General features: G+C 71.0%; 18 protein-coding genes. 16 read left to right on the plus strand and 2 right to left on the minus strand.

The genetic code is table 11. From position 1 onward, the window contains the following. Positions 1 to 135: 135 nt before the first annotated feature. Complete coding sequence (gene purB / locus HHL10_RS14935) at positions 136 to 1,506, minus strand: adenylosuccinate lyase (RefSeq protein ID WP_169161176.1); 1,371 nt, start codon at positions 1,504 to 1,506, stop codon at positions 136 to 138. A 214-nt stretch (positions 1,507 to 1,720) separates the two neighbouring features. On the opposite strand from purB, the gene HHL10_RS14940 reads away from it, so the two are divergent. From HHL10_RS14940 to HHL10_RS15010, 15 genes are all read left to right on the plus strand, one after another. Next, positions 1,721 to 2,710, plus strand: a complete 990-nt coding sequence (locus tag HHL10_RS14940; RefSeq protein WP_169161177.1) for a BMP family protein — start codon at positions 1,721 to 1,723, stop codon at positions 2,708 to 2,710. 26 nt (positions 2,711 to 2,736) lie between these two features. Then, complete coding sequence (locus tag HHL10_RS14945; protein WP_169161178.1) at positions 2,737 to 4,329, plus strand: ABC transporter ATP-binding protein; 1,593 nt, start codon at positions 2,737 to 2,739, stop codon at positions 4,327 to 4,329. After that, the gene (locus HHL10_RS14950; RefSeq protein WP_169161179.1) at positions 4,319 to 5,371 is read left to right on the plus strand and encodes an ABC transporter permease; all 1,053 of its coding nucleotides are present in this window, start codon (positions 4,319 to 4,321) and stop codon (positions 5,369 to 5,371) included. The genes HHL10_RS14945 and HHL10_RS14950 overlap by 11 nt, the downstream gene beginning before the upstream one ends. Then, positions 5,368 to 6,291, plus strand: coding sequence for an ABC transporter permease (locus HHL10_RS14955; RefSeq protein WP_169161180.1), 924 nt, complete (start codon positions 5,368 to 5,370; stop codon positions 6,289 to 6,291). Before HHL10_RS14950 ends, HHL10_RS14955 begins: the two co-directional genes overlap by 4 nt. A 22-nt stretch (positions 6,292 to 6,313) precedes the next feature. After that, entirely contained in the window at positions 6,314 to 7,585 is a 1,272-nt protein-coding gene (locus HHL10_RS14960; RefSeq protein ID WP_169161181.1) for a GTP cyclohydrolase II, read from the plus strand. Beyond that, a complete protein-coding gene (locus HHL10_RS14965) occupies positions 7,575 to 8,876 on the plus strand; it encodes a URC4/urg3 family protein (protein WP_235971488.1) in 1,302 nt (433 codons plus the stop codon). Before HHL10_RS14960 ends, HHL10_RS14965 begins: the two co-directional genes overlap by 11 nt. A 43-nt stretch (positions 8,877 to 8,919) precedes the next feature. Next, positions 8,920 to 9,549 carry a uracil phosphoribosyltransferase gene (gene upp, locus HHL10_RS14970; RefSeq protein ID WP_169161183.1) on the plus strand — a complete coding sequence of 210 codons (630 nt, stop codon included), beginning with the start codon at positions 8,920 to 8,922 and terminating at the stop codon, positions 9,547 to 9,549. After that, the gene (locus tag HHL10_RS14975) at positions 9,549 to 10,883 is read left to right on the plus strand and encodes an amidohydrolase family protein (RefSeq protein ID WP_169161184.1); all 1,335 of its coding nucleotides are present in this window, start codon (positions 9,549 to 9,551) and stop codon (positions 10,881 to 10,883) included. The genes upp and HHL10_RS14975 overlap by 1 nt, the downstream gene beginning before the upstream one ends. 29 nt (positions 10,884 to 10,912) lie before the next feature. Next, positions 10,913 to 11,530, plus strand: a complete 618-nt coding sequence (locus tag HHL10_RS14980; protein ID WP_169161185.1) for a glutathione S-transferase N-terminal domain-containing protein — start codon at positions 10,913 to 10,915, stop codon at positions 11,528 to 11,530. Between the two features lie 197 nt (positions 11,531 to 11,727). Further along, complete coding sequence (metX, locus tag HHL10_RS14985) at positions 11,728 to 12,906, plus strand: homoserine O-succinyltransferase MetX (RefSeq protein ID WP_169161186.1); 1,179 nt, start codon at positions 11,728 to 11,730, stop codon at positions 12,904 to 12,906. Further along, positions 12,903 to 13,487, plus strand: coding sequence for a methionine biosynthesis protein MetW (metW, locus tag HHL10_RS14990; protein WP_169161187.1), 585 nt, complete (start codon positions 12,903 to 12,905; stop codon positions 13,485 to 13,487). The genes metX and metW overlap by 4 nt, the downstream gene beginning before the upstream one ends. Before the next feature lie 84 nt (positions 13,488 to 13,571). Further along, positions 13,572 to 15,041, plus strand: a complete 1,470-nt coding sequence (locus HHL10_RS14995; RefSeq protein WP_169161188.1) for a M20 family metallopeptidase — start codon at positions 13,572 to 13,574, stop codon at positions 15,039 to 15,041. 259 nt (positions 15,042 to 15,300) lie between these two features. Continuing rightward, positions 15,301 to 15,846 carry a TRAP transporter small permease gene (locus HHL10_RS15000; protein WP_169161189.1) on the plus strand — a complete coding sequence of 182 codons (546 nt, stop codon included), beginning with the start codon at positions 15,301 to 15,303 and terminating at the stop codon, positions 15,844 to 15,846. Continuing rightward, positions 15,843 to 17,141: a TRAP transporter large permease gene (locus HHL10_RS15005; protein WP_169161190.1), complete on the plus strand. Its 1,299-nt coding sequence runs from the start codon at positions 15,843 to 15,845 to the stop codon at positions 17,139 to 17,141. The genes HHL10_RS15000 and HHL10_RS15005 overlap by 4 nt, the downstream gene beginning before the upstream one ends. A gap of 56 nt (positions 17,142 to 17,197) precedes the next feature. Further along, a complete protein-coding gene (locus tag HHL10_RS15010) occupies positions 17,198 to 18,235 on the plus strand; it encodes a DctP family TRAP transporter solute-binding subunit (protein ID WP_169161191.1) in 1,038 nt (345 codons plus the stop codon). Positions 18,236 to 18,428: 193 nt separating this feature from the next. On the opposite strand, the gene HHL10_RS15015 is transcribed toward HHL10_RS15010, so the two are convergent. Continuing rightward, positions 18,429 to 19,484 carry an aminoglycoside phosphotransferase family protein gene (locus tag HHL10_RS15015; RefSeq protein WP_169161192.1) on the minus strand — a complete coding sequence of 352 codons (1,056 nt, stop codon included), beginning with the start codon at positions 19,482 to 19,484 and terminating at the stop codon, positions 18,429 to 18,431. A gap of 147 nt (positions 19,485 to 19,631) precedes the next feature. Between HHL10_RS15015 and HHL10_RS15020 the strand changes: the two genes are divergently transcribed. Continuing rightward, entirely contained in the window at positions 19,632 to 22,127 is a 2,496-nt protein-coding gene (locus tag HHL10_RS15020; RefSeq protein WP_235971491.1) for an LPS-assembly protein LptD, read from the plus strand. The last annotated feature ends 17 nt before the right edge of the window (positions 22,128 to 22,144 follow it).

Below are 22,144 nucleotides of genomic sequence, written 5' to 3' on the forward strand. Positions count from 1 at the left end.
TTGTACAGGCCGCCGCCCTGGATGGCGCGGACGCCCGCCTGCGCGGGCATGACGGCTTGGTTGGGCTCACGGCCTGCATATCGGCAGGCGGCGAGCCCGCCTGAGCGTTATCGGAGGCGGCGTGCGCCGCGCGCCTCAGATCCGCTTGGCCAGCGCCTCGGCGCAGCCGGTGTAGCTGCCGGGGCTGAGCTCCTTCAGGCGCGCGCGCTCGCTCTCGGGCAGCTCCACCAGCGTGTCGATGAAGCCGGCAATGGCCTCGCGCGTGATGGCCTTGCCGCGGGTGAGCTCCTTCAGGCGCTCATACGGGTTGGGCAGGCCGTAACGGCGCATCACGGTCTGGATCGGCTCGGCCAGCACTTCCCAGGCGGCGTCCAGGTCGGCGGCCAGCGCCTCGCGGTTGAGCTCCAGCTTGTCCAGGCCGCGCGACAGCGACTCCAGGCCCAGCACCGCGTAGCCCAGGGCCACGCCCATGTTGCGCAGCACGGTGGAGTCGGTCAGGTCGCGCTGCCAGCGGCTGATGGGCAGCTTCTGTGCCAGGTGCGTCAGCACCGCGCTGGCCAGGCCGAAGTTGCCTTCGGCGTTCTCGAAGTCGATGGGGTTGACCTTGTGCGGCATGGTGCTGGAGCCGATTTCGCCCGCCTTGGTCTTCTGCTTGAAGTAGCCCAGGCTGATGTAGCCCCAGACGTCGCGCGACCAGTCCACCAGGATGGTGTTGGCGCGGGTGACGGCATCGAACAGCTCGGCCATGTAGTCGTGCGGCTCGATCTGGATGGTGTAGGGGTTGAAGGTGAGCCCCAGCGCGCCCTCCACCACCTGGCGGCTGAAGGCTTCCCAGTTCACGGCCGGATAGGCCGAGAGGTGCGCGTTGTAGTTGCCCACCGCGCCGTTCATCTTGGCCAGCAGTTTCACGTCGGCGATGCGGCCGCGGGCGTGGCGCAGGCGCGCCACGACGTTGGCGATCTCCTTGCCCACGGTGGTGGGGCTGGCGGTCTGGCCGTGGGTGCGGCTGAGCATGGGCTCGCCCGCGAACTGGTGCGCCAGGGCCGCGAGGCGCTCGATGACGCGGTCCAGCGCCGGCAGCAGCACCTGCTCGCGCGCGGCCTTGAGCATCAGGGCGTGGCTGGTGTTGTTGATGTCCTCGCTGGTGCAGGCGAAGTGCACGAACTCGCCGGCGGCCTGCAGCTCGGCCTGGCCCTCGAAGCGCGACTTGATCCAGTACTCCACGGCCTTGACGTCGTGGTTGGTGGTCTTCTCGATGTCCTTGATGGCCTGCGCGTCGGCCTCGGCGAAGTTCTGCACCAGGCCGCGCAGCAGGTCACGCGAGGCCTGCGACAGCGGCAGGAACTCGGCGAAGCCGGCGTCCGACAGCGCGATGAACCACTCGACCTCGACCTGCACGCGCCGGTGCATCAGGCCGAACTCGGACAGCAGGGGGCGCAGCGCCGCGACCTTGGCGGCGTAACGGCCGTCCAGCGGCGACAGGGCGGTGAGGGCGGAAAGGTTCATGGCGGGGGGCTTCTTCGTGCAGGCAAACCCGCGATTTTAGAAGCACCCCCTTGTCCGGGCGGTGCGGTCCGGCTCTGGTGCCGGCCGCCTGGGCCCACACGCCCCTGCCCGGGAAGCGAACGGCGCCGCAGCCACCCGGGCGGTGGCCCCCGCCAACTGGAACGGCTCTTGCGAGCGCGGTGTACAAAGCACATCACACCTCGGAGGGATTGCCATGCGCCCGATGCCCCGCCGCCCCGTCCTCGGCCTGCTGGCCGCCGCCGCGCTGGCTGCCGCCGGCCCCGTCCTGGCGCAATCGAAGCTGAAGGTGGCCGCCATCTACACCGTGCCGGTGGAGCAGCAGTGGGTGAGCCGCATCGACAAGGCGCTCAAGGCCGCGGCGGCGCGCGGCGAGATCGAGTACGTGTTCAGCGAGAACGTGGCCAATGCCGACTACGAGCGCGTGATGCGCCAGTACGCCGAAGGTGGCCACGCGCTCATCGTCGGCGAGTCCTTCGCGGTGGAGGCCGCGGCGCGCAAGGTGGCCCGCGACTATCCCAAGCTCGCCTTCCTGATGGGCAGCTCCGGCAAGCCGCAGGCGCCCAACTTCTCGGTGTTCGACAACTACATCCAGGAGCCGGCCTACCTGACCGGCATGATCGCCGCGGGCATGAGCAAGAGCGGCCGGATCGGCATGGTCGGCGGCTACCCGATCCCCGAGGTGAACAGGCTGATGAACGCCTTCATCGCCGGCGCGCGCGAGGTCAACCCGAAGACCGAGTTCAGCATCAGCTTCATCAACAGCTGGTTCGATCCGCCCAAGGCCAAGGAGGCGGCCTTCGCCATGATCGACAAGGGCGCCGACGTGATGTACGCCGAGCGCTTCGGCGTCTCGGACGCAGCCAGGGAGCGCAAGGTGCTGGCCATCGGCAACGTCATCGACACGCAGGCCAGCTATCCCGACACCGTGGTGGCCTCGGCGCTTTGGCACATGGAGCCCACCATCGCGCGCGCCCTGGCCCACGTGAAGGCCGGCCAGTTCAAGGCCGAGGACTACGGCGTGTACTCGACCATGAAGCACCAGGGCTCGGCGCTCGCGCCGCTGGGCACCTTTGAAAGCAAGGTGCCGGCCGAGCTCAAGGCCCGGGTCAAGGCCAAGGAGAAGGCCATCCTCGACGGCTCTTTCACCGTCAAGGTGGACGACAGCGCGCCCAAGGCGAAGTGAGCCGCTGAGCCGGGCCGGGTCGCGCCATGAGCAAGCTCCCTTCCGACACCGCCCCGCCGCTGCTGCGGCTGGCGCACATATCGAAACGCTTCGGCGCGCTGCTGGCCAATGACGACGTCTCGCTGGAGCTGCAGCGCGGCGAGGTGCTGGCCCTGCTGGGCGAGAACGGCGCGGGCAAGAGCACGCTGATGTCCATCCTGTTCGGGCATGTGCTGCCCGACGCCGGCCGCGTCGAGGTGGAGGGAAAACCGCTGCCGCCGGGCGACACGCGCGCGGCGCTGGCCGCGGGCATCGGCATGGTGCACCAGCACTTCACCCTGGCCGACAACCTGAGCGTGCTCGACAACGTGATGCTGGGCACCGAGCCGCTGTGGCAGCCGTTTTCACGCCGCCAAGTGGCCCGCGAGCGGCTGCTGGCCACGGCGCAGCGCTTCGGCCTGCACGTGGACCCCGAGGCCCGCATCGGCGACTTGTCCATGGGCGAGCGCCAGCAGGTCGAAATCCTGAAGGCGCTGGTGCGCGGGGCGCGGGTGCTGATCCTGGACGAGCCCACCGCCGTGCTGACGCCGCCGCAGAGCGAGGCGCTGTTCGCCACGCTGCGCGGCCTGGTGCGCGAGGGCCTGTCCATCCTGTTCATCAGCCACAAGCTCGACGAGGTGCGGCGCGTGTCGGACCGAGTCGCCGTGCTGCGCGCGGGCCGGCTGGTGGCGCGCTTCGACCGCCTGGACGGCGTGGATTCGGCGGCACTGGCCGAGGCCATGGTCGGGCACGCGCTCGCACCGGTGCAGCGCAGCGTGCGCCAGCCCGGTGCATTGGTGTGCCGCCTGCGCGAGGCCAGCGTGGCCGGTCAGCCGCGCCCGCGCCTGGACCGGGTGACGCTGGAGCTGCATGCCAACGAGGTCGTGGGCATCGCCGGCGTCTCGGGCAACGGCCAGCAGGTGCTGGCCGAGCTGCTGTGCGGCGTGCGGGCCCTGGACAGCGGCACGCTGGTGTTCGAGGGCCGGCGCCTGCCGGCCCGGCCGCGCGCCTGGCTGGCGGCGGGCGTGGCGCGCATCCCGGAGGACCACCATGCCGTCGGCGCCATCGGTGACCTGGCGCTGTGGGAGAACGTGGTGCTGGAGCGCTACGCCGGCGACAGTTTTTCTCTCTTCGGCTGGCTCAGGCGCCGCCGCGCCCAGGCCCATGCCCAGGCGCTGGTGCAGCGCTTCGACGTGCGCGGCACCGAGGCCGGCGGGCTGGGCACGCCGGCGCGGCGCCTCTCGGGCGGCAACCTGCAGAAGCTCATCCTCGGCCGCGCGCTGGCGGGCGACCCCGACGCACCGCCGCCCAAGCTGATCGTCGCCAACCAGCCGACCTGGGGCCTGGACGTGGGCGCGGTGGCCTACGTGCACGAGCAGTTGCGGCAGGCCTGCGACCAGGGCGCGGCGCTGCTGCTCATCAGTGACGACCTGGACGAACTGTTTGCGCTGTCGGACCGCATCGCCGTGATGCACCACGGCCGCCTCGGCGCCGCGCGCCGCACGCAGGAGTGGACGCGCGCCGGGATCGGCTTGGCCATGGCGGGCGCGGCGGCAGCGCCCTCCCCGGCGGCCGCGAGTGAGGTGATGCATGCGGCTTGAGCGGCGGGCGGCGCCCTCGCGCGCGATGGCGCTGGCCGCGCCGCTGCTGGCCGTGGCGCTGACGCTGGCCTTGAGCGCGGCGCTGGTGGCCTGGGCCGGCGCGCCGGTGGGGCGTGCCTACGGGCTGCTGCTCGAAGGCGGCTTCGGCTCGCGGCTGGCGCTCACCGAGACGCTCACGCGCGCCACGCCGCTGATCCTCACCGGGCTGGCCGCGGCGGTGGCCTTCCGGGCGCGGCTGTGGAACATCGGCGCCGAGGGCCAGCTCTACGCCGGCGCGCTGGCGGCGGTGGCGGTGGCCGGCGCCGGGGGCTCCTTCGCGCTGATGATCGCCGCCGCCATGGCCGCGGGCGCGGCGCTGCTGCTGGGGCCGGCGCTGCTCAAGCGGCTGGGCGTGGACGAGGTCGTCACCACGCTGCTGCTGAATTTCATCGTGCTGCTGTTCGTGTCGGCCATGCTGGACGGGCCGATGAAGGACCCGCTGGCCATGGGCTGGCCGCAGAGCATCGCGCTGCCCGAGGAACTGCAGATCGGCAACCTGGTGCCGCGCAGCCGTCTCCACAACGGGCTGCTGGCGGCGCTGGGCCTGGCCGCCCTGCTTTGGCTGCTGTTGCGCCAGACCACGCTGGGCTTCGAGATCCGCGCCGTGGGCGCCAACGCGCGCGCCGCGGCCTTCGCCGGCATGCCGGTGCAGCGCGTGACGCTGCTGGTGGCGCTGATGTCGGGCGCGCTGGCCGGGCTGGCCGGCGCCGTGGAGGTGGCGGGCCGCGCCGGCTACCTGACCTTGGACATGTCGCCGGGCTACGGCTACAGCGGCATCGTGGTGGCCATGCTGGCCGGGCTGAATCCGCTGGGCGTGGTGGCCGCGGCCGTGTTCGTCGCCGGCATCCTGGTGGGCGCCGACGGCATGAGCCGCCAGGTGGGCGTGCCCACCTACATCGCCGACGTCATCGTCGCCCTGGCGCTGATCGCGATGCTGGTGGCGACGCTGCTGGTGAACTACCGCGTGGTGTGGCGCCGGGTGGCGGCGGGAGGTGTGGCATGAGTGAGCTGCTGGACCTCCTCGCCGCCGCGCCCTTCTGGGTGGCGGTGCTGCGCATCGCCACGCCGCTGATCTTCGGCACGCTGGGCGTGCTGCTGTGCGAGCGCGCCGGGGTGCTGAACCTGGGCGTGGAAGGGATCATGGTGGCCGGCGCCTTCGCCGGCTGGCTCACCGTCTACGCCGGCCAGGGCCTGTGGAGCGGCGTGCTGGTGGCCGCAGCCGTCGGGGCGCTGCTGGGGCTGCTGCACGCCTTCCTGACCGTGACGCTGGCGCTGAGCCAGCATGTGGCCGGGCTGGGCCTGACGCTGCTGGCCACGAGCCTGGCGAGCTACGCCTACCGCGTGAGCTTTCCGAAGGTGGAGCGCCCGCCCACCATCGAGGCCTTCGAGCCGATGCAGTCGCTGCCCGTGCCGGTGCTGGCCGAGCAGACGCCACTGACGCTGCTGGCCCTGCTGCTGGTACCTTCGCTCGCGTTTTTGTTGCACCGCACACCCATCGGCCTGGCGATCCGCATGGCTGGGGAAAACCCGGCGGCGGTCGAGAGCCAGGGCCTGTCGGTGGCGAAATTGCGCACCGGCGCGGTGGTGGCGGGCTCGGCGCTGATGGGCGTGGCCGGGGCGTTCCTGACGCTGTCGGCCTTCAACGCCTTCTACTTCAACATGGTCAACGGCCGCGGCTGGGTGTGCATCGCGCTGGTGGTGTTCGCCTCGTGGCGGCCGGGCAAGGCGCTGCTGGGCGCGCTGCTGTTCGCCTTCTTCGACGCGCTGCAGTTGCGGCTGCAACAAGGCGGCGCCGGAGCCCTGCCCTACCAGTTCTACCTCATGCTGCCCTATGCCATGGCCATCGTCGCGCTGGTCGTGATGGCGCGGCGGGCGGCTTATCCTCAAGCCTTGATGAAGCCCTACCGCAAGGGCGAACGCTAGCAGTAGCAGGAAGGAGACCGCGATGAGCACCGGATCGTCCACCTCCACCCAGGGCGGCAGCCACATACGGCTGACATCCCATCCCGGACAAGGGGCCGGCGGCGCGCCGGTCATCCACTGGGGCGCGGCGGACCCGAAGGAGCGCGGGCCGCTCATCGGCACCACCACCAACCGCAGCCAGCGCAACGTCATCGGCACCCACAGCGGCAGCTACGGCGTGTACCGCGCCCTGGCCGTGGCGGCGGGCAACCTGACCAAGGGCCATCGCGCCGATCTCACCAACACCGCGCCCACCGAGCGCATCGGCCCGTACCCGCAGTGGGCCGATCCCGGGAAGATCGTGTCCATCGACCCCTGGGGCGCCTCGGTGGCCGAAGTCTTCGCCGACGAGCTGGCGCAGGGCATGGACATCCGCCCCACCATCGCCGTGACGCAGGCGCACATCCACCTGCCCGAAGTCCGACAGGCCCTGGCCTTCCAGCGCCTGTCGGTGGACGGCAAGTTCCTGCTGGAGGACGGCTCCGCGGCCGTCACCAAGATCGCCGTCGAGCCGGTGTGGTGGCTGCCCGGCGTGGCCAAGCGCTTCGGCGTGAGCGAGGCGGTGCTGCGCAAGACGCTGTTCGAGGAGACCGGCGGCATGTACCCGGAGCTGGTCACGCGCGGCGACCTGGAGGTGTTCCTGCCGCCCATCGGCGGGCAGACGCTCTACGTCTTCGGCCAGGTGCAGGACCTGGCCGACCCGGGCGTGACGCTGACCGCGCGCGTGCACGACGAGTGCAACGGCTCCGACGTGTTCGGCTCCGACATCTGCACCTGCCGCCCCTACCTGACGCACGCCATCGAGGAGTGCATCAAGGGCGCGCAGGCCGGCGGCGTGGGCCTGATCGCCTACAGCCGCAAGGAGGGCCGCGCGCTGGGCGAAGTCACGAAGTTCCTGGTCTACAACGCCCGCAAGCGCCAGGTCGGCGGCGACAGCGCGGACAAGTACTTCCTGCGCACCGAGTGCGTGGCCGGCGTGCAGGACATGCGCTTCCAGGAGCTGATGCCCGACGTGCTGCACTGGCTCGGCGTCAAGAAGATCCACCGCCTGGTGAGCATGAGCAACGACAAGTTCGACGCCATCACCGGCAGCGGCATCGAGGTGGGCGAGCGCATCAAGATCCCCGACGAGCTGGTGCCGGCGGACGCGCGGGTGGAGATCGAGGCCAAGATCGCCGCGGGCTACTTCACCGACGGCAGCGTGCCCGATGCCACGCAACTCGCGGCGACCAAGGGGCGCGACCTTGTCGAATGAGCCCAACCCCACGCTGACGCCCGGCGACGTGGCCGAGGCGGTGCGGCGGCTGCGCCAGGTCGCCACGGTGCGCGAGCGCTGCGCCAACCTCACGCAGGCGGTGCGCGAGGGGCGCTCCGAACACTTCACGCTGGACGAGTCGAAGCTCGACGACGTGGCGCAGCGCATCGCGGCGCTGACGCAGTCGCGCTTCCCGGACGGGCGTATCCCGCTGCACAGCCGCTGGCGCCATTTCGAGGCCGGCGGCATCGATCGCCTGGCGGAGGTCGATGCCAAGCTGGCGGGGCAGAGCCATGCGGCGCGGGCGCGGGCGCACATCGAGCTGGTCTTGATCAGCGTGCTGCTCGACGCCGGGGCCGGCGCGCAATGGCAGTACGTCGAGCACGAGACCGGGCAGACCTTTTCGCGTTCCGAGGGCCTGGGCGTGGCCAGCCTGCGCGGCTTCCTGGCCGGCGCCTTCTCCAGCGACGCGGGCGACCCCTGCCGGGTGGACGCCAAGGCGCTGTCGCGCCTGGACGTGCCCACGCTGGCCGGCCTGTTCCAAGTGCGCGAGGTCAATCCGCTGCTGGGCCTGGAAGGCCGCGTCGCCCTGCTGCGCCGCCTGGCGCAGGCGCTGCGCGCGCAGCCCGACATCTTCACGGCCGACGGGCGGCCGGGCCACCTGTTCGATGCGCTGACGCATCACCACCATGCGCCGCGGCTGCACAACCACCACGTGGTGCCGGGCAGCACGCAGCACCAGCACCAGGTGTCGGCGGCGCGGCTGCTGCAGGCGCTACTGGACGCCTTCAGCGGCATCTGGCCCAGCGGGCAGCAGTTCCTGGGCGTGCCGGTGGGTGACGCCTGGGCGCATCCGCTGGCCGGCGGCGAGGGGCCCAGCGCCGGCTGGGTGCCGTTCCACAAGCTCAGCCAGTGGCTGAGCTACTCGCTGGTCGAGCCCTTCGAGGCCGCGGGCGTGCACATCACCGGGCTGGACGAGCTCACCGGGCTGCCCGAGTACCGCAACGGCGGGCTGCTGCTCGATGCCGGCGTGATCCGGCCGCGGGACGCGGAGTTCGGCGCCCGCGCGCGCGTGCCGGGCGAGCCCTGGGTGATCGAGTGGCGGGCGCTGACCGTGTCGCTGCTCGATGCCCTGCTGCCGCGCGTGCGCGCGCTGCTGGGCCGGGAGGACCTGCCGCTGGCCTGCCTGCTGGAGGGCGGCAGCTGGGCGGCGGGCCGGCAGATCGCAGCCGAGCGCCGCCCGGGCGGCGCGCCGCCGGTGACCATCGACAGTGACGGCACCGTGTTCTGACCCGGAGACCAGACACCACATTCATCGCGAGGGAGAGAAGGCCATGCCCGTCGTTCACGTCATCGACCACCCGCTGGTGCAGCACAAGCTCACGCTCATGCGCGAGAAGGACCGCAGCACCAACAGCTTCCGCCGGCTGATGCACGAGCTCAGCATGCTCATGGCCTACGAGGTCACGCGCGACATGCCCACGCAGCTCATCGACATCGAGACGCCGCTGGAGACCATGCGCTCGCCGGTGATCGACGGCAAGAAGATCGTGTTCGTCTCGGTCATGCGCGCCGGCGGCGGCTTCCTCGACGGCATGCTGGAGATCATTCCCGGCGCGCGCGTCGGGCATGTGGGCCTGTACCGCGACCCGCGCACGCTGGTGGCGGTGGAGTACTACTTCAAGATGCCCGACCACATGGAGGAGCGCGACGCCATCGTGCTGGACCCGATGCTGGCCACCGGCAACTCCGCCGCCGCCGCGGTGGAGCGGGTCAAGGAGTGCCGCCCGCGCTCGATCCGCTTCGTCAGCCTGCTGGCCGCGCCCGAGGGGCTGCAGAACTTCCACGCCCAGCACCCGGACGTGCCGGTGTACACCGCGTCCATCGACCGCCAGCTCAACGAGCACGGCTACATCCTGCCCGGCCTGGGCGACGCCGGCGACCGGCTGTTCGGGACCAAGTGATGGCCGACCTGCTGCTGCGCAACGTCACGCTGCCCGACGGGCGCGGCGACGTGGACGTGCTGGTGCGCGAGGGGCGCATCGCCGCCGTGGGCCCGGCGCTGCCCGCGCCGGAAGGCATCCATGCCCTCGACGGTTGCGGCTGGCTGCTGAGCCCGCCCTTCGTCGATGCCCATTTCCACATGGATTCCACCCTCAGCCACGGCCAGCCGCGGGTCAACGCCAGCGGCACGCTGCTGGAGGGCATCTCGCTGTGGGGCCAGCTCAAACCGCTGCTGACGCAGGAGGCGCTGGTGGAGCGCGCGCTGCGCTACTGCGACTGGGCCGTGGCGCGCGGGCTGCTGGCGATCCGCTCGCACGTGGACGTCAGCGACCCCAGTCTGCTGACGGTGGAGGCGCTGCTGCATGTGAAGAAGCAGGTGGCGCCCTACCTGGATCTGCAGCTGGTGGCCTTCCCGCAGGACGGCGTGCTGCGCAGCCCAGGCGCTTTTGAAAACCTCAAGCGCGCGCTGGACCGGGGCGTGGAGGTGGTGGGCGGCATCCCGCATTTCGAGCGGACCATGGCCGACGGCGCCGAGAGCGTGCGGCTGCTGTGCGAGCTGGCGGCCGAGCGCGGCCTGCGCGTGGACATGCACTGCGACGAGAGCGACGACCCGCTGTCGCGCCACGTCGAGACGCTGGCCTTCCACACGCACCGGCTCGGCCTGCAGGGGCGCGTGACGGGCTCGCACCTCACGTCCATGCATTCCATGGACAACTACTACGTGTCCAAGCTGCTGCCGCTGATGGCGGAAGCCGGCCTGCACGCGGTGGCGAACCCGCTCATCAACATCATGCTGCAGGGCCGGCACGACACCTACCCGAAGCGCCGCGGCATGACGCGCGTGCCCGAGCTGATGGGCGCGGGCGTGAACGTCGGCTTCGGCCACGACTGCGTGATGGACCCCTGGTACCCGCTGGGCTCGGCCGACATGCTCGAAGTCGCCGCCATGGGCCTGCACGTGGCGCAGATGGGCTCCGTGGCCGGGCAGCGCGCCTGCTTCGATGCCGTGACGGTGAACAGCGCGCGCATCCTGGGGCTGGAGGGCTACGGCCTGCAACCGGGTTGTCGTGGCGACTTCGTGCTGCTGCAGGCGCGCTCGGCCGAGGAGGCGATCCGGCTGCGCGCGCAGCGGCTGCTGGTGGTGCGCGGCGGGCGGGTGCTGGCGCGCGCGCCGGAGCAGTCGGTGGCGCTGGAGCTGCCCGGGCGGCCGGCGCGTGTGGACTTCACGCTGGCATCCACAGGGCGGGACGGCACAGCCGGCCCCACGCCGGGCGGGCCGGAGCCGCGACTCTAGAATCGGCGCCCTATTGAACACAGGCAGGCATGAAGCTCATCGGATCGCTCACCAGCCCTTACGTGCGCAAGGTGCGCGTCGTGATGGCGGAGAAAAAGCTGGACTACCAGTTCGTGCAGGAAGACGTCTGGGGCAGCGACGCGATGCTGTCCGTGAACCCGCTGGGCAAGGTGCCCTGCCTGGTGACCGAAGCCGGCGAGGCGGTGTACGACTCGCGCGTGATCGTCGAGTACGTGGACACGCTCTCCCCCGTGGGCCGGCTCATTCCGGCCAGCGGCCGCGAACGCGCCGAGGTGCGCACGCTGGAGGCGCTGGCCGACGGGCTGCTCGATGCCGCGATCCTCGCGCGCCTGGAGCAGACCTGGCCCGGCCGTGGCGACGCCCAGCGCAGCCCGGCCTGGATCGACCGCCAGATGCTGCGTGTGCACGCCGCGCTGAAAGCGATGTCGCAGGCGCTGGGCGACGATGCCTGGTGCGTGAACAACCATTTCTCGCTGGCCGACATCGCCGTGGGCTGCGCGGTGGGCTACCTGGCCTTCCGCTTCCCGCACATCGACTGGCGCACCGACCATCCCAACCTGGCGCGCCTGTCCGACAAGCTCGAAGCCCGGGCCAGCTTCGCCGCCACCGCGGTGCCCAAGGCCTGAGGCTTTGATCTGCCGCAGGCGCCGTGACGGCGCTGCGGCCCGGGGACGCCGCGAACGTCGCCTATACTGTCCTCTTCAGCGCCGATTTGTTCCGGATTGCGGGCGCTCAACAAATGCAGCTAAAGAGGGACGCCCAGACCCGGTGTCCGCTTTGAGCGACGCCGGGTTTTTTGCTTCTGGAGGGACGGGTTTCATCCATGGGTTCTATCGGGCATGTCACGCCGCAGCGCATGCATTTCGCGCAGCCGCTGCCGCTCAAGAGCGGCGCGCAGCTCCCCGACTACACGCTGGCGTACGAGACCTACGGCACGCTCAACGAGGCGCGCAGCAACGCCGTGCTGGTGTGCCACGCGCTCAACGCCAGCCACCACGTGGCCGGCACCTACGCCGGCCAGGAGAAGAGCGAAGGCTGGTGGAACAACCTGGTCGGCCCCGGCAAGCCGCTGGACACCGACCGCTTCTTCGTCATCGGCGTCAACAACCCCGGCTCCTGCTTCGGCTCCACCGGCCCCCGGGACCTCAATCCCGCCACCGGCCAGCCCTGGGGCGCGGACTTTCCCGTCGTGACGGTGGAGGACTGGGTCAACGCCCAGGCCCGGCTGCTGGACGAGCTGGGCATCGAGCAATTGGCGGCCGTGATCGGTGGCAGCCTGGGCGGCATGCAGGCGCTCTCCTGGACCATCCAGCACCCGCAGCGCGTGCGCCACGCGCTGGTTATCGCCAGCGCACCGAACCTGTCGGCGCAGAACATTGCCTTCAACGAGGTGGCGCGCCGCGCCATCTGCACCGATCCCGAGTTCCACGGCGGCCACTTCTACGCCCATGGCGTGGTACCGCAGCGCGGGCTGCGCGTGGCGCGGATGATCGGTCACATCACGTACCTCTCCGACGACTCGATGGAAGCCAAGTTCGGCCGCGCCCTGCGCGCCGCGGAGCTGGCCTACAGCACGCAGCAGATCGAGTTCCAGATCGAGAGCTACCTGCGCTACCAGGGCGACAAGTTCAGCGAGTACTTCGACGCCAACACCTACCTGCTGATCACGCGCGCCCTGGACTACTTCGACCCCGCGCGCGAGCACGGCGGCGACCTCTCGGCCGCGCTGGCCAAGGCCACGGCGAAGTTCCTGGTGGTGAGCTTCACCACCGACTGGCGCTTCTCGCCGCAGCGCTCGCGCGAGATCGTGCAGGCGCTGCTGGACAACGGCAGCGACGTGGCCTACGCGGAGATCGACGCCCCGCACGGCCATGACGCCTTCCTGCTGGAGGACCCGCGCTACCACGGCGTGGTGCGCGCCTATTTCGAGCGCGTGGCGGCGGAGATTTCCGCGGTCTCCTCCCCGGCGGTGGCCGTGAGCAAGCTCAGGGAGGCGGCATGAGTGATCGCCAGGCCATGGCACTGATCGCCGAGATGGTGCCCAAGGGCAGCCGCGTGCTGGACCTGGGCTGCGGCAACGGGGCGCTGCTGGAGCTGCTGCGCAAGGAGCGCGGCTGCAGCGGCTACGGCGTGGAGATCGACGACGCCAAGGTGCTGGAGTGCGTCAAGCGCGGCGTCAACGTCATCCAGCGCAACCTCGACGAGGGCCTGGGGCTGTTCCGCGACGGCAGCTTCGACGTGGTGCTGCAGCTCGACACCCTGCAGCACCTGCGCAACACCGCCGAGGTGCTGCGCGAGACGGCGCGGGTGGGACGCAGCTGCATCGTGAGCTTCCCGAACTTCGCGCACTGGCCGAACCGCTTCTCGGTGCTGCGCGGGCGCATGCCCGTGACCAAGACGCTGCCCTACCAGTGGTACGACACACCCAACATCCGCGTCGGCACCTTCGCCGACTTCGAGGTGCTGGCCGGCCAGTGCGGGCTGCGCGTGCTGCAGTCGTTCGGCCTGCACGACGGCCGCAAGGTCGGCGCCTGGCCGAACCTGATGGCGAGCACGGCGGTGTTCAGGCTGGAGCGCGGCTGAGTGGCTGAACGCCCGTCATCCCGCCTCCGCCAGGAGTGAAAAAGGCGGCTCCTAGAATGGGTTCAACCCTTCTCGGAGCCCGCCATGAACGCCCCCGACCGCCTCCCTGTCCCCGACCCGCAAGCCCTGAGCGCCTACGCCGACGAGGCCTGGAAGCAGCGCATCCTGCCCGCGCTGGTGGACTACATCCGGGTGCCGGCCAAGAGCCCGATGTTCGACAAGGACTGGGCGCAGCACGGCTACATCGAGCGCGTGCTGCAGGACGCGGCGCAGTGGGTGGAAAGCCGCCGCGTGCCGGGGCTCAAGCTCGAAATCATCCGCCTGCCGGAGCGCACGCCGGTGATCTTCTTCGAGGTGGAAGCCACGGCTTCCGGCGGCTCCGGCCAGACCGTGCTGTTCTACGGCCACCTGGACAAGCAGCCCGAGTTCACCGGCTGGCGTTCCGACCTCGGCCCCTGGACGCCCGTGGTCGAGGACGGCCTGCTCTACGGCCGCGGCGGTGCCGATGACGGCTACGCCATCTACGCCGCCGTCAGCGCCATCGAGGCCCTGAAAGCCCAGGGCACGCCGCATCCGCGCTGCGTGGGCCTGATCGAGACCTGCGAGGAAAGCGGCTCCTTCGACCTGCCGGCCTACGTCTCGGCGCTGGGCCCGCGCCTGGGCGACGTCGGCCTGGTGGTGTGCCTGGACTCCGGCGCCGGCAACTACGACCAGCTCTGGCTCACCACCTCGTTGCGCGGCATGGTCAGCGGTGTCTTGAAAGTGCAGATCCTCACCGAGGGCGTGCACTCGGGCGACGCCAGCGGCCTGGTGCCGTCGAGCTTCCGCATCCTGCGCCAGGTGCTGGACCGCCTGGAGGACGCGCGCACCGGGGCGCTGCTGCCGCCGGACTTCCACGTCGAGATCCCGCAGGACCGGATCGAGCAGGCCCGGGCCACGGCCGCCGCGCTGGGCGACGAGGTCTGGAAGCGCTATCCCTGGGCCTGCGGCAACGACGGCACGCCGGCGCTGCCCGTCACCACCGACCCGGTCGAGGCGCTGCTGAATCGCACCTGGCGCCCGACGCTCTCCGTCACCGGCGTGGACGGTTTCCCGGAGCTGTCCCAGGCCGGCAACGTGCTGCGCCCCTACACCGCCTTCAAGCTCTCGCTGCGCCTGCCGCCCACGCTGGACGGCAACAGCGCCGCCCTGAAACTGCAGCAGCTGCTGGAGGACAACGCGCCCTACAACGCCAAGGTCACCTTCCATGCCGATGGCCGCGCCGGCGCGCTGGGCGCCAACGGCTGGAACGCGCCTTCGCTGCAGCCCTGGCTGGCGACGGCACTGGACGCGGCGTCGCAGGCCCACTATGGCGCGCCCTGCGGCTTCATCGGCCAGGGCGGCACGATCCCGTTCATGGGCATGCTGCAGGAGGGCTTCCCCAAGGCGCAGATGATGGTGTGCGGGGTGCTGGGCCCGAAGAGCAACGCCCACGGGCCCAACGAGTTCCTGCACCTGGACTACGCCCGCCGGCTCACGGCGGCGGTGGCGCAGGTGGTGGCGGCGATGCCGTGAGGATGTGGGTGGGGCGGATTGGTCGGTTGAGCTGGACAATGTGCGCACATGTTGAGGATGTTGTTCAGCATTCCTGACTAATTCATTGCTACCCCAGGCCTGACCGTTGTCCGTGCGCGGCCTCGCGCGCGTCGCCCGCGCCTTTCTGCCCGTTCCTCGGCACTTCCTGAGCAGTACCCACAAGGGCCGCTTCTCACCTGCGGACACAATCGTGGTCTTTGCCTGAACTCCCGGCCGCGTGGCCGGGTGCGCCTCGACCATGAAGCCCGACGTTCCTGCCGACGCGCCGCTGCCCACGGCGACCCTGATCGACGAAGCCCCCGGGATGGCCCCGGTGAAGCTGCCGCTGGCCCTGGAGGACTGGCTGGCGGTGCTGGGCCTGGCCGCGATATGCCTGATCACCTTCGCCAACGTGCTGGTGCGCTACTTCACTGATCAGTCGCTGGCCTGGACCGAGGAAATCTCCGTCTTCCTGCTCATCGTGGTCACGCTGGCCGGCGGCAGCGCCGCCATGGCGCGCGACCGCCACATCAAGATCGAGTACTTCAGCGAGAGCGGCTCCCCCGAGCGCCGCCGCCGCATGGCCCGCTTCGGCGCGCTGTGCTCGGCGCTGTTCTTCGCGGTGCTGGGCTACCTGAGCATCCGCCTGGTGTGGGACGAGTACCGCTTCGAGGAGACGACGCCCGGCATCGGGCTGCCGAAGTGGTGGTACTCGATCTGGCTGCCGGTGCTGTCCTTCGCCATCGCGGGCCGGGCCTTCGGGCTGTTCCTGCGCAATGCGCGCCGCCAGGAGGACCGCACGTGATCGCCGCGCTGCTGTTCGCCCTCTTCATCGTGCTGATGCTGCTGGGCGTGCCCATCGGCGTGGCACTGGCCATCGGCGGCGGCGCGGCCATCGCGCTGGCCAACCTCGCCACCCAGAGTTTTGGGCTGCTGGCCGTGCCGCAGAACTTTTACGCCGGGCTGTCCAAGTACCCGCTGCTGGCGATCCCGATGTTCGTGCTGGTCGGCTCGATCTTCGACCGCTCCGGCGTTGCGCAGCGCCTGGTGAACTTCGCCATCGCCATCGTGGGCCGCGGGCCCGGCATGCTGCCGCTGGTGGCCATCGCGGTGGCGATGTTCCTGGGCGGCATCTCCGGCTCGGGGCCGGCCACGGCCGCCGCGGTGGGCAGCGTCATGATCGCCGCCATGGCCCGCGCCGGTTACCCCGGCGCCTACTCGGCCAGCGTGGTCGGGGCGGCGGCCGCCACCGACATCCTCATTCCGCCCTCGGTGGCCTTCATCGTCTATTCGGTGATGGTGCCCGGCGCCTCGGTGCCGGCGCTGTTTGCCGCCGGCATGGTGCCGGGTGTGCTCGCCGGCCTGGCGCTGATCGTTCCGGCGGTGTGGCTGGCGCGGCGCCATGGCATGGGCGCGGCCGAGGCCAAGCTGTCGCGGCCGGCCTTCTGGCCGGCGCTCAAGGACGCGTCCTGGGGCCTGGCGGCGCCGGTGCTGATCCTGGGCGGCATGCGCGCGGGCTGGTTCACGCCCACCGAGGCCGCGGTGGTGGCGGTGTTCTACGGCCTGTTCGTGGGCATGGCCGTGCACCGCACCATCGGCGTGCGCGACCTGTTTCCCATCCTGCGCGAGGCCGCCGAGACCTCGGCCGTGATCATGGTGGTGGTGGCGCTGGCCGGGATCTTCGCCTACGCGCTGTCCACGCTCTCCGTCATCGATCCCATCACGCAGGCCATCGTCAACTCCGGCCTGGGCGAGTGGGGCGTGATGGCGCTGGTGGTGCTGGTGCTGATCGTGGCCGGCATGTTCCTCGACGGCATCTCCATCTTCCTCATCTTCGTGCCGCTGCTGCTGCCGCTGGTGCAGGCCTACCGCTGGGACCCGGTGTGGTTCGGCGTGATCCTGACCCTGCTGGTGGCGCTGGGCCAGTTCACGCCGCCGATGGCGGTGAACCTGATGGTGTCGTGCCGCATCGCCGGCGTGCGCATGGAGTCCACGATTCCGTGGGTGCTGTGGCTGTTGCTGGCCATGGGCCTGGCCATGCTGCTCGTGATCGTGTTCCCGCCGCTGGCGCTGTGGCTGCCGCAGCGCCTGGGCTACTGAAGCCCTTCTCTTTTCGCTCCCCTCCCACCCCATCCACTCACCGGAGACTGCAGAAGATGAAACGTCGCAACCTGTTCGCCGCCGCCACCGCGCTGGCCACCGCCCTGACGCTGGCCGCGCCCGCCGTCCAGGCCCAGGGCAGCTACAAGCCTGAATACAAGATGTCGCTGGTGCTGGGCCCGGCCTTCCCGTGGGGCAAGGGCGGCGAGATCTGGGCCGACTTGGTCAAGCAGCGCACCAGCGGGCGCATCAACATCAAGCTCTACCCTGGCACGTCGCTGGTGCAGGGCGACCAGACGCGCGAGCTCACCGCCATCCGCCAGGGCGTGATCGACATGGCCGTGGGCTCGACCATCAACTGGTCGCCGCAGGTCAAGGAGCTGAACCTGTTCTCGCTGCCCTTCCTGATGCCCGACCACGCGGCCATCGACGCCATCACGCATGGCGAGCCGGGCAAGGACATCTTCAAGGCGCTGGAAAAGGGCGGCGTGGTGCCGCTGGCCTGGGGCGAGAACGGCTTCCGCGAACTCAGCAACTCCAAGCGCGACGTGCGCAAGCCCGAGGACCTCAAGGGCCTGAAGCTGCGCGTGGTGGGCTCGCCGCTGTTCATCGACACCTTCACCGCGCTGGGCGCCAACCCCACGCAGATGAGCTGGTCCGACGCGCAGCCGGCGCTGGCCAGCGGCGCGGTGGACGGGCAGGAGAACCCACTGTCGATCTACACCGCCGCCAAGCTCCACACCGTGGCGCAGAAACACCTGACGCTGTGGGGCTACGTGGCCGATCCGCTGATCTTCGTGGTCAACCGCGACGTGTGGGAGAGCTGGACCCCGGCCGACCGCGACATCGTGCGCCAGGCCGCCGTGGACGCCGGCAAGCAGCAAGTGGAGATCGCGCGCAAGGGCCTGACCGGCGGCGAGCCGGCGGTGCTCAAGGACATTGCCGCCAACGGCGTGAGCGTGGTGAAACTCTCGGGCGCGGAGCGCGAGGCCTTCGTCAAGGCCACGCGCCCGGTCTACGACAAGTGGAAGAAGACCATCGGCGAGGGCCTGGTGAGCAAGGCCGAGGCGGTGGTGGCGGGGCGGCAGAAGTAAGGCGCTGCCGCGCCGAGCCCGGTGTGCCTTTCTCCCTCGCCACCGCGCAGCGGGGGAGAGGGTTGGGGTGAGGGGGCGCTGCCGCAGGCAGCGTTATCGCAGGCCGGCAGCCCTCACCCCTGCCCCTCTCCCGCCGAGCGGGCGAGGGGAAGCGCAGCGTCTCGGCCTCCGGGCTGCCAGGCGGCCCACTTGTTCAGAACGTGTACCCCTGCTCCACGTAGGTCCCCGACATCGGCTCCAGCAGCGGCAGCAGCGGCTGCAGCTGGCGGTAGCGCATGGCGACCTTGGTGGCGTAGTTGAAGAAGCGCGGCAGGTCCTGCACGTAGCGGTCCTTGCCGTCGCGGTGCTTCAAGCGGCAGAAGATGCCCAGGATCTTGAGGTGGCGCTGCAGGCCCATGTACTCCAGCGCGCGCCAGAACTCGCCGAAGTCCTCCTTGAGGCCGCCGTCCAGCGGCACGCCGGCCTCGCGTGCCTGCTGCCAGTAGCGCACGGCCCAGTCGATCTCGCGCTCCTCGTCCCAGGAGACGAAGGCGTCGCGCAGCAGCGAGGCGATGTCGTAGCTCACCGGGCCGCGCACGGCGTCCTGGAAGTCCAGGATGCCCGGGCCATTGAGGCCGACCATGAGGTTGCGCGGCATCCAGTCCCGGTGCACCGCCACGCGCGGCTGCGCCAGCGCGCTGGCGGTCAGCAGCGCGGCGATGCGCGCCCACTGCTCCTGCTGCGCCTCGGTCCAGGTGATGCCGAACTCGCGCTGCACGCACCACTCGGGAAACAGCGCCAGCTCGCGCTGCAGCAGCGCGCCGTCGTAGTTGGGCAGCGTGGCGGGGTCGATGCGCACCTGCCACTGCACCAGCGCGGCGATGGCCTGGCGCATCAGCGCGTCGGCCTGCGCGGCGTCGGCCTGGCGCAGCGCGTCCAGGTACAGCTGCTGGCCCAGGTCGGACAGCAGCAGGAAACCATGCGTTTCATCGACGGCCAGCAGCTCCGGCCCTTGCAGCCCGGCGTCCAGGATCAGCCGGGCCACGTGCACGAAGGGGCGCACGTCCTCCTGGGGCGGGGGCGCGTCCATGACGATGCGCGCGGGGCCCGAGGCGCTGTCGATGCGGAAGTAGCGCCGGAAGCTGGCGTCGGCGGAGGCCGGGCGCAGCGTGTGCAGCTGCAGCCCGTGCTGCGCCGCGAGTGGCGCGAGCCAGGCGTTGAAAGCCTGCGCGCGCGCAGGATCGGTCCAGGTGATGGCTTGAGTCGTCATGGGGGAAGGCAGGCCAGATGCGGCGCCGCGGCGCGCGCGGGGTCCGGGCGGACCCTCATGGATAATCGCCCGGATTCTACAAACCCGCCCCCGGCGCCCCGGCGACCGGCCCGGCCTCCCCCTCCATCCACCACCGACGTCGTCGCCTTGCGCCTGCCTGTCCATTCCCGCACGTCCTGCCCGCCCCCGTCGCATCCGCGCCCGCGCGCCGAGCGGCTGCTGGCGCTGGCGCTGCTGGCGGGCGTGCCGCTGGCAGCCCTGGCGCAGCCCATGCCCGTGACCGAGACGGCGCCCGAGCCCGCGGCTGCGCCGGCTTCCGCCCCCGCTGCGGCCTCCGCGTCGCCGCCCGCCTCGGCGCCGCCCGCGGCGATGCGGGTGCCGCTGAACCGCGCCGACGCGCCGGTGGAGGTGCAGGCCGACCGCATCGGCGGGCGCCCGGACGTGGAGGTGGAGGCCGAGGGCAACGTGGACGTGCGCAAGGCCGACGTGCGCGTGCAGGCGGACCGGGCGCACTTCCGCCAGGACCAGCAGCTGCTCACCGCGCGCGGCCACGTGCGCATCGAGCAGGCGGGCAACCGCGTCACCGGTCCGGAGCTGCAGCTGCAGCTCGACACGCGCGAAGGCTTCATGCGCGAGCCGGAATACTTCATCGCGCTGACGCAGGCCGGCGGGCAGGCCGAGCGCTTCGAGTTCCTGGGGCCGGACCGCGCGCGCATCGTGGGCGGCACCTACACCAGCTGCGGCACCGACGGCAGCGGCACGCCGGCATGGCTGCTCTCGGCGGAGCGGGTGGACCTGGACTTCGAGGCCAAGGAGGGGGTCGCCCGCGGCGGCGTGCTGCGCTTCATGGGCGTGCCGATCCTGGCCGCGCCGTGGCTGAGCTTCCCGCTGTCGGACGAGCGCAAGTCAGGCTGGCTGCCGCCCAGCATCAACATCGACAGCCGCAGCGGCCTGGACCTGGCGCTGCCCTACTACTGGAACATCGCCCCCAACCGCGACGCCACGCTCACACCCACGGTGTCGGTGCGGCGCGGCCTGGGGCTCAACAGCGAGTTCCGCTACCTGGAGCCGACGTACCAGGGGCGGCTCAACTTCAACTTCCTGCCCGACGACCGCGTGGCCGGGCGCTCGCGCTACGCGCTGGGCTTCGACCATGCCGGACGCAGCGTCGACTTCGACTACCGGGCCGTGGGCGTGCGGGTGTCGGACGACGACTACTGGAAGGACTTCTCCCGCGGCACCACCGCGCTGCTGGACACGCGCACCAGCGCCACCGTCACGCAGCGGCTGCTGCCGGCGGACTTCCGGGCCGAGCGCTCGCTGGGCAGCTTTGGGTTCAGCGACGCTGCCTGGACCGGCTATGCCCGCGCGCTGTCCTGGCAGGTGCTGCAGAGCCCCGACGCGCCCATCGTGCCGCCCTACGAGCGGCTGCCGCAGATCGGCGTGCAGGGCGGCGCGGCGCTGGCCGGCGGGCTGCGGGTGGATCTGCAGACCGAGTTCAACCGCTTCAGCCCCGCGCCCACGGCCGTGCCCGACCTCATTGCCGGCACGCGCTGGCATGCGCTGGGCACGCTCAGCCGTCCGTGGACGACGTCCTGGGGCTGGTTCACGCCCAAGCTGTCCGTCAATGCCGCGAGCTATTCCACCGACCGGCCGATGGCGGACGGGCGCAGCAGCGCCTCGCGCGTGATCCCCACGCTCAGCGCCGACACGGGCCTGGTGTTCGAGCGCGCGTCCAAGCTGTTCGGGCGCGAGCTGCGCCAGACGCTGGAGCCGCGGCTGCTGTACGTGCGCACGCCCTACCGCAACCAGGACGCGCTGCCGCTGTTCGATACCGCGGGCAAGGACTTCAACATCACCTCGCTCTACACCGAGAACGCGTTCTCGGGCGTGGACCGCGTCTCCGACGCCAACCAGCTCACCGCGGGCGTGACCTCGCGCTTCCTGGAAGAGGCCAGCGGCCAGGAGCTGGCGCGCTTTGCCGTGGCGCAGCGGGTGCTGTTCAACGACCAGCGCATCACGCCGGAAGGCGAGCCCATCACGCAGCGGCTGTCGGACCTGCTGCTGCTGGGCTCCTCCGTGCTGGCGCCGAACTGGGGCCTGGACGGCACGATCCAATACAACCACCAGACGCGGCGCGTGTCGCGCTCGGTGCTGGGCGTGAACTACTCGCCCGGTCCCTACCGCACGCTCAGCGCCCGCTACCGTTTCACCCGCGGCTTCGTCGGCGAGCAGCTGGTCAGCCAGCAGGCGGCGGCCAACGAGCAGCTGGAGCTGGGCTGGCAGTGGCCGGTGTACGGCCCGGCGCCCGGCGCGCTCATCCGCGGCAGCGGTGGCGGCGGCACCTGCAAGGGCAGCCTCTACGGCGTCGGGCGCGTGGTCTACAACCTGCGCGACAGCCGCATCACCGATTCCATCGCCGGCTTCGAGTACGACGCGGGCTGCTGGATCGCGCGCGTGGTGGGCGAGCGCGTGTCCACGGGCCGTGCCGAGGCCACCACGCGGCTGATGCTGCAACTGGAGCTGGTCGGGCTTTCGCGGCTGGGCAGCAACCCGTTGCAGCTGCTCAAGGACAATGTCCCGGGCTACCGGCTGCTGCGCGAGGAGGTTCGCTCCCCGCCGCCGCCCGTGTCTTATGAGTGAAAACCCCGTCGCGCGGC

This window comes from Azohydromonas caseinilytica (assembly GCF_012927045.1).
In the GTDB taxonomy this organism is placed as follows: Bacteria; Pseudomonadota; Gammaproteobacteria; order Burkholderiales; family Burkholderiaceae_C; genus Azohydromonas; species Azohydromonas caseinilytica.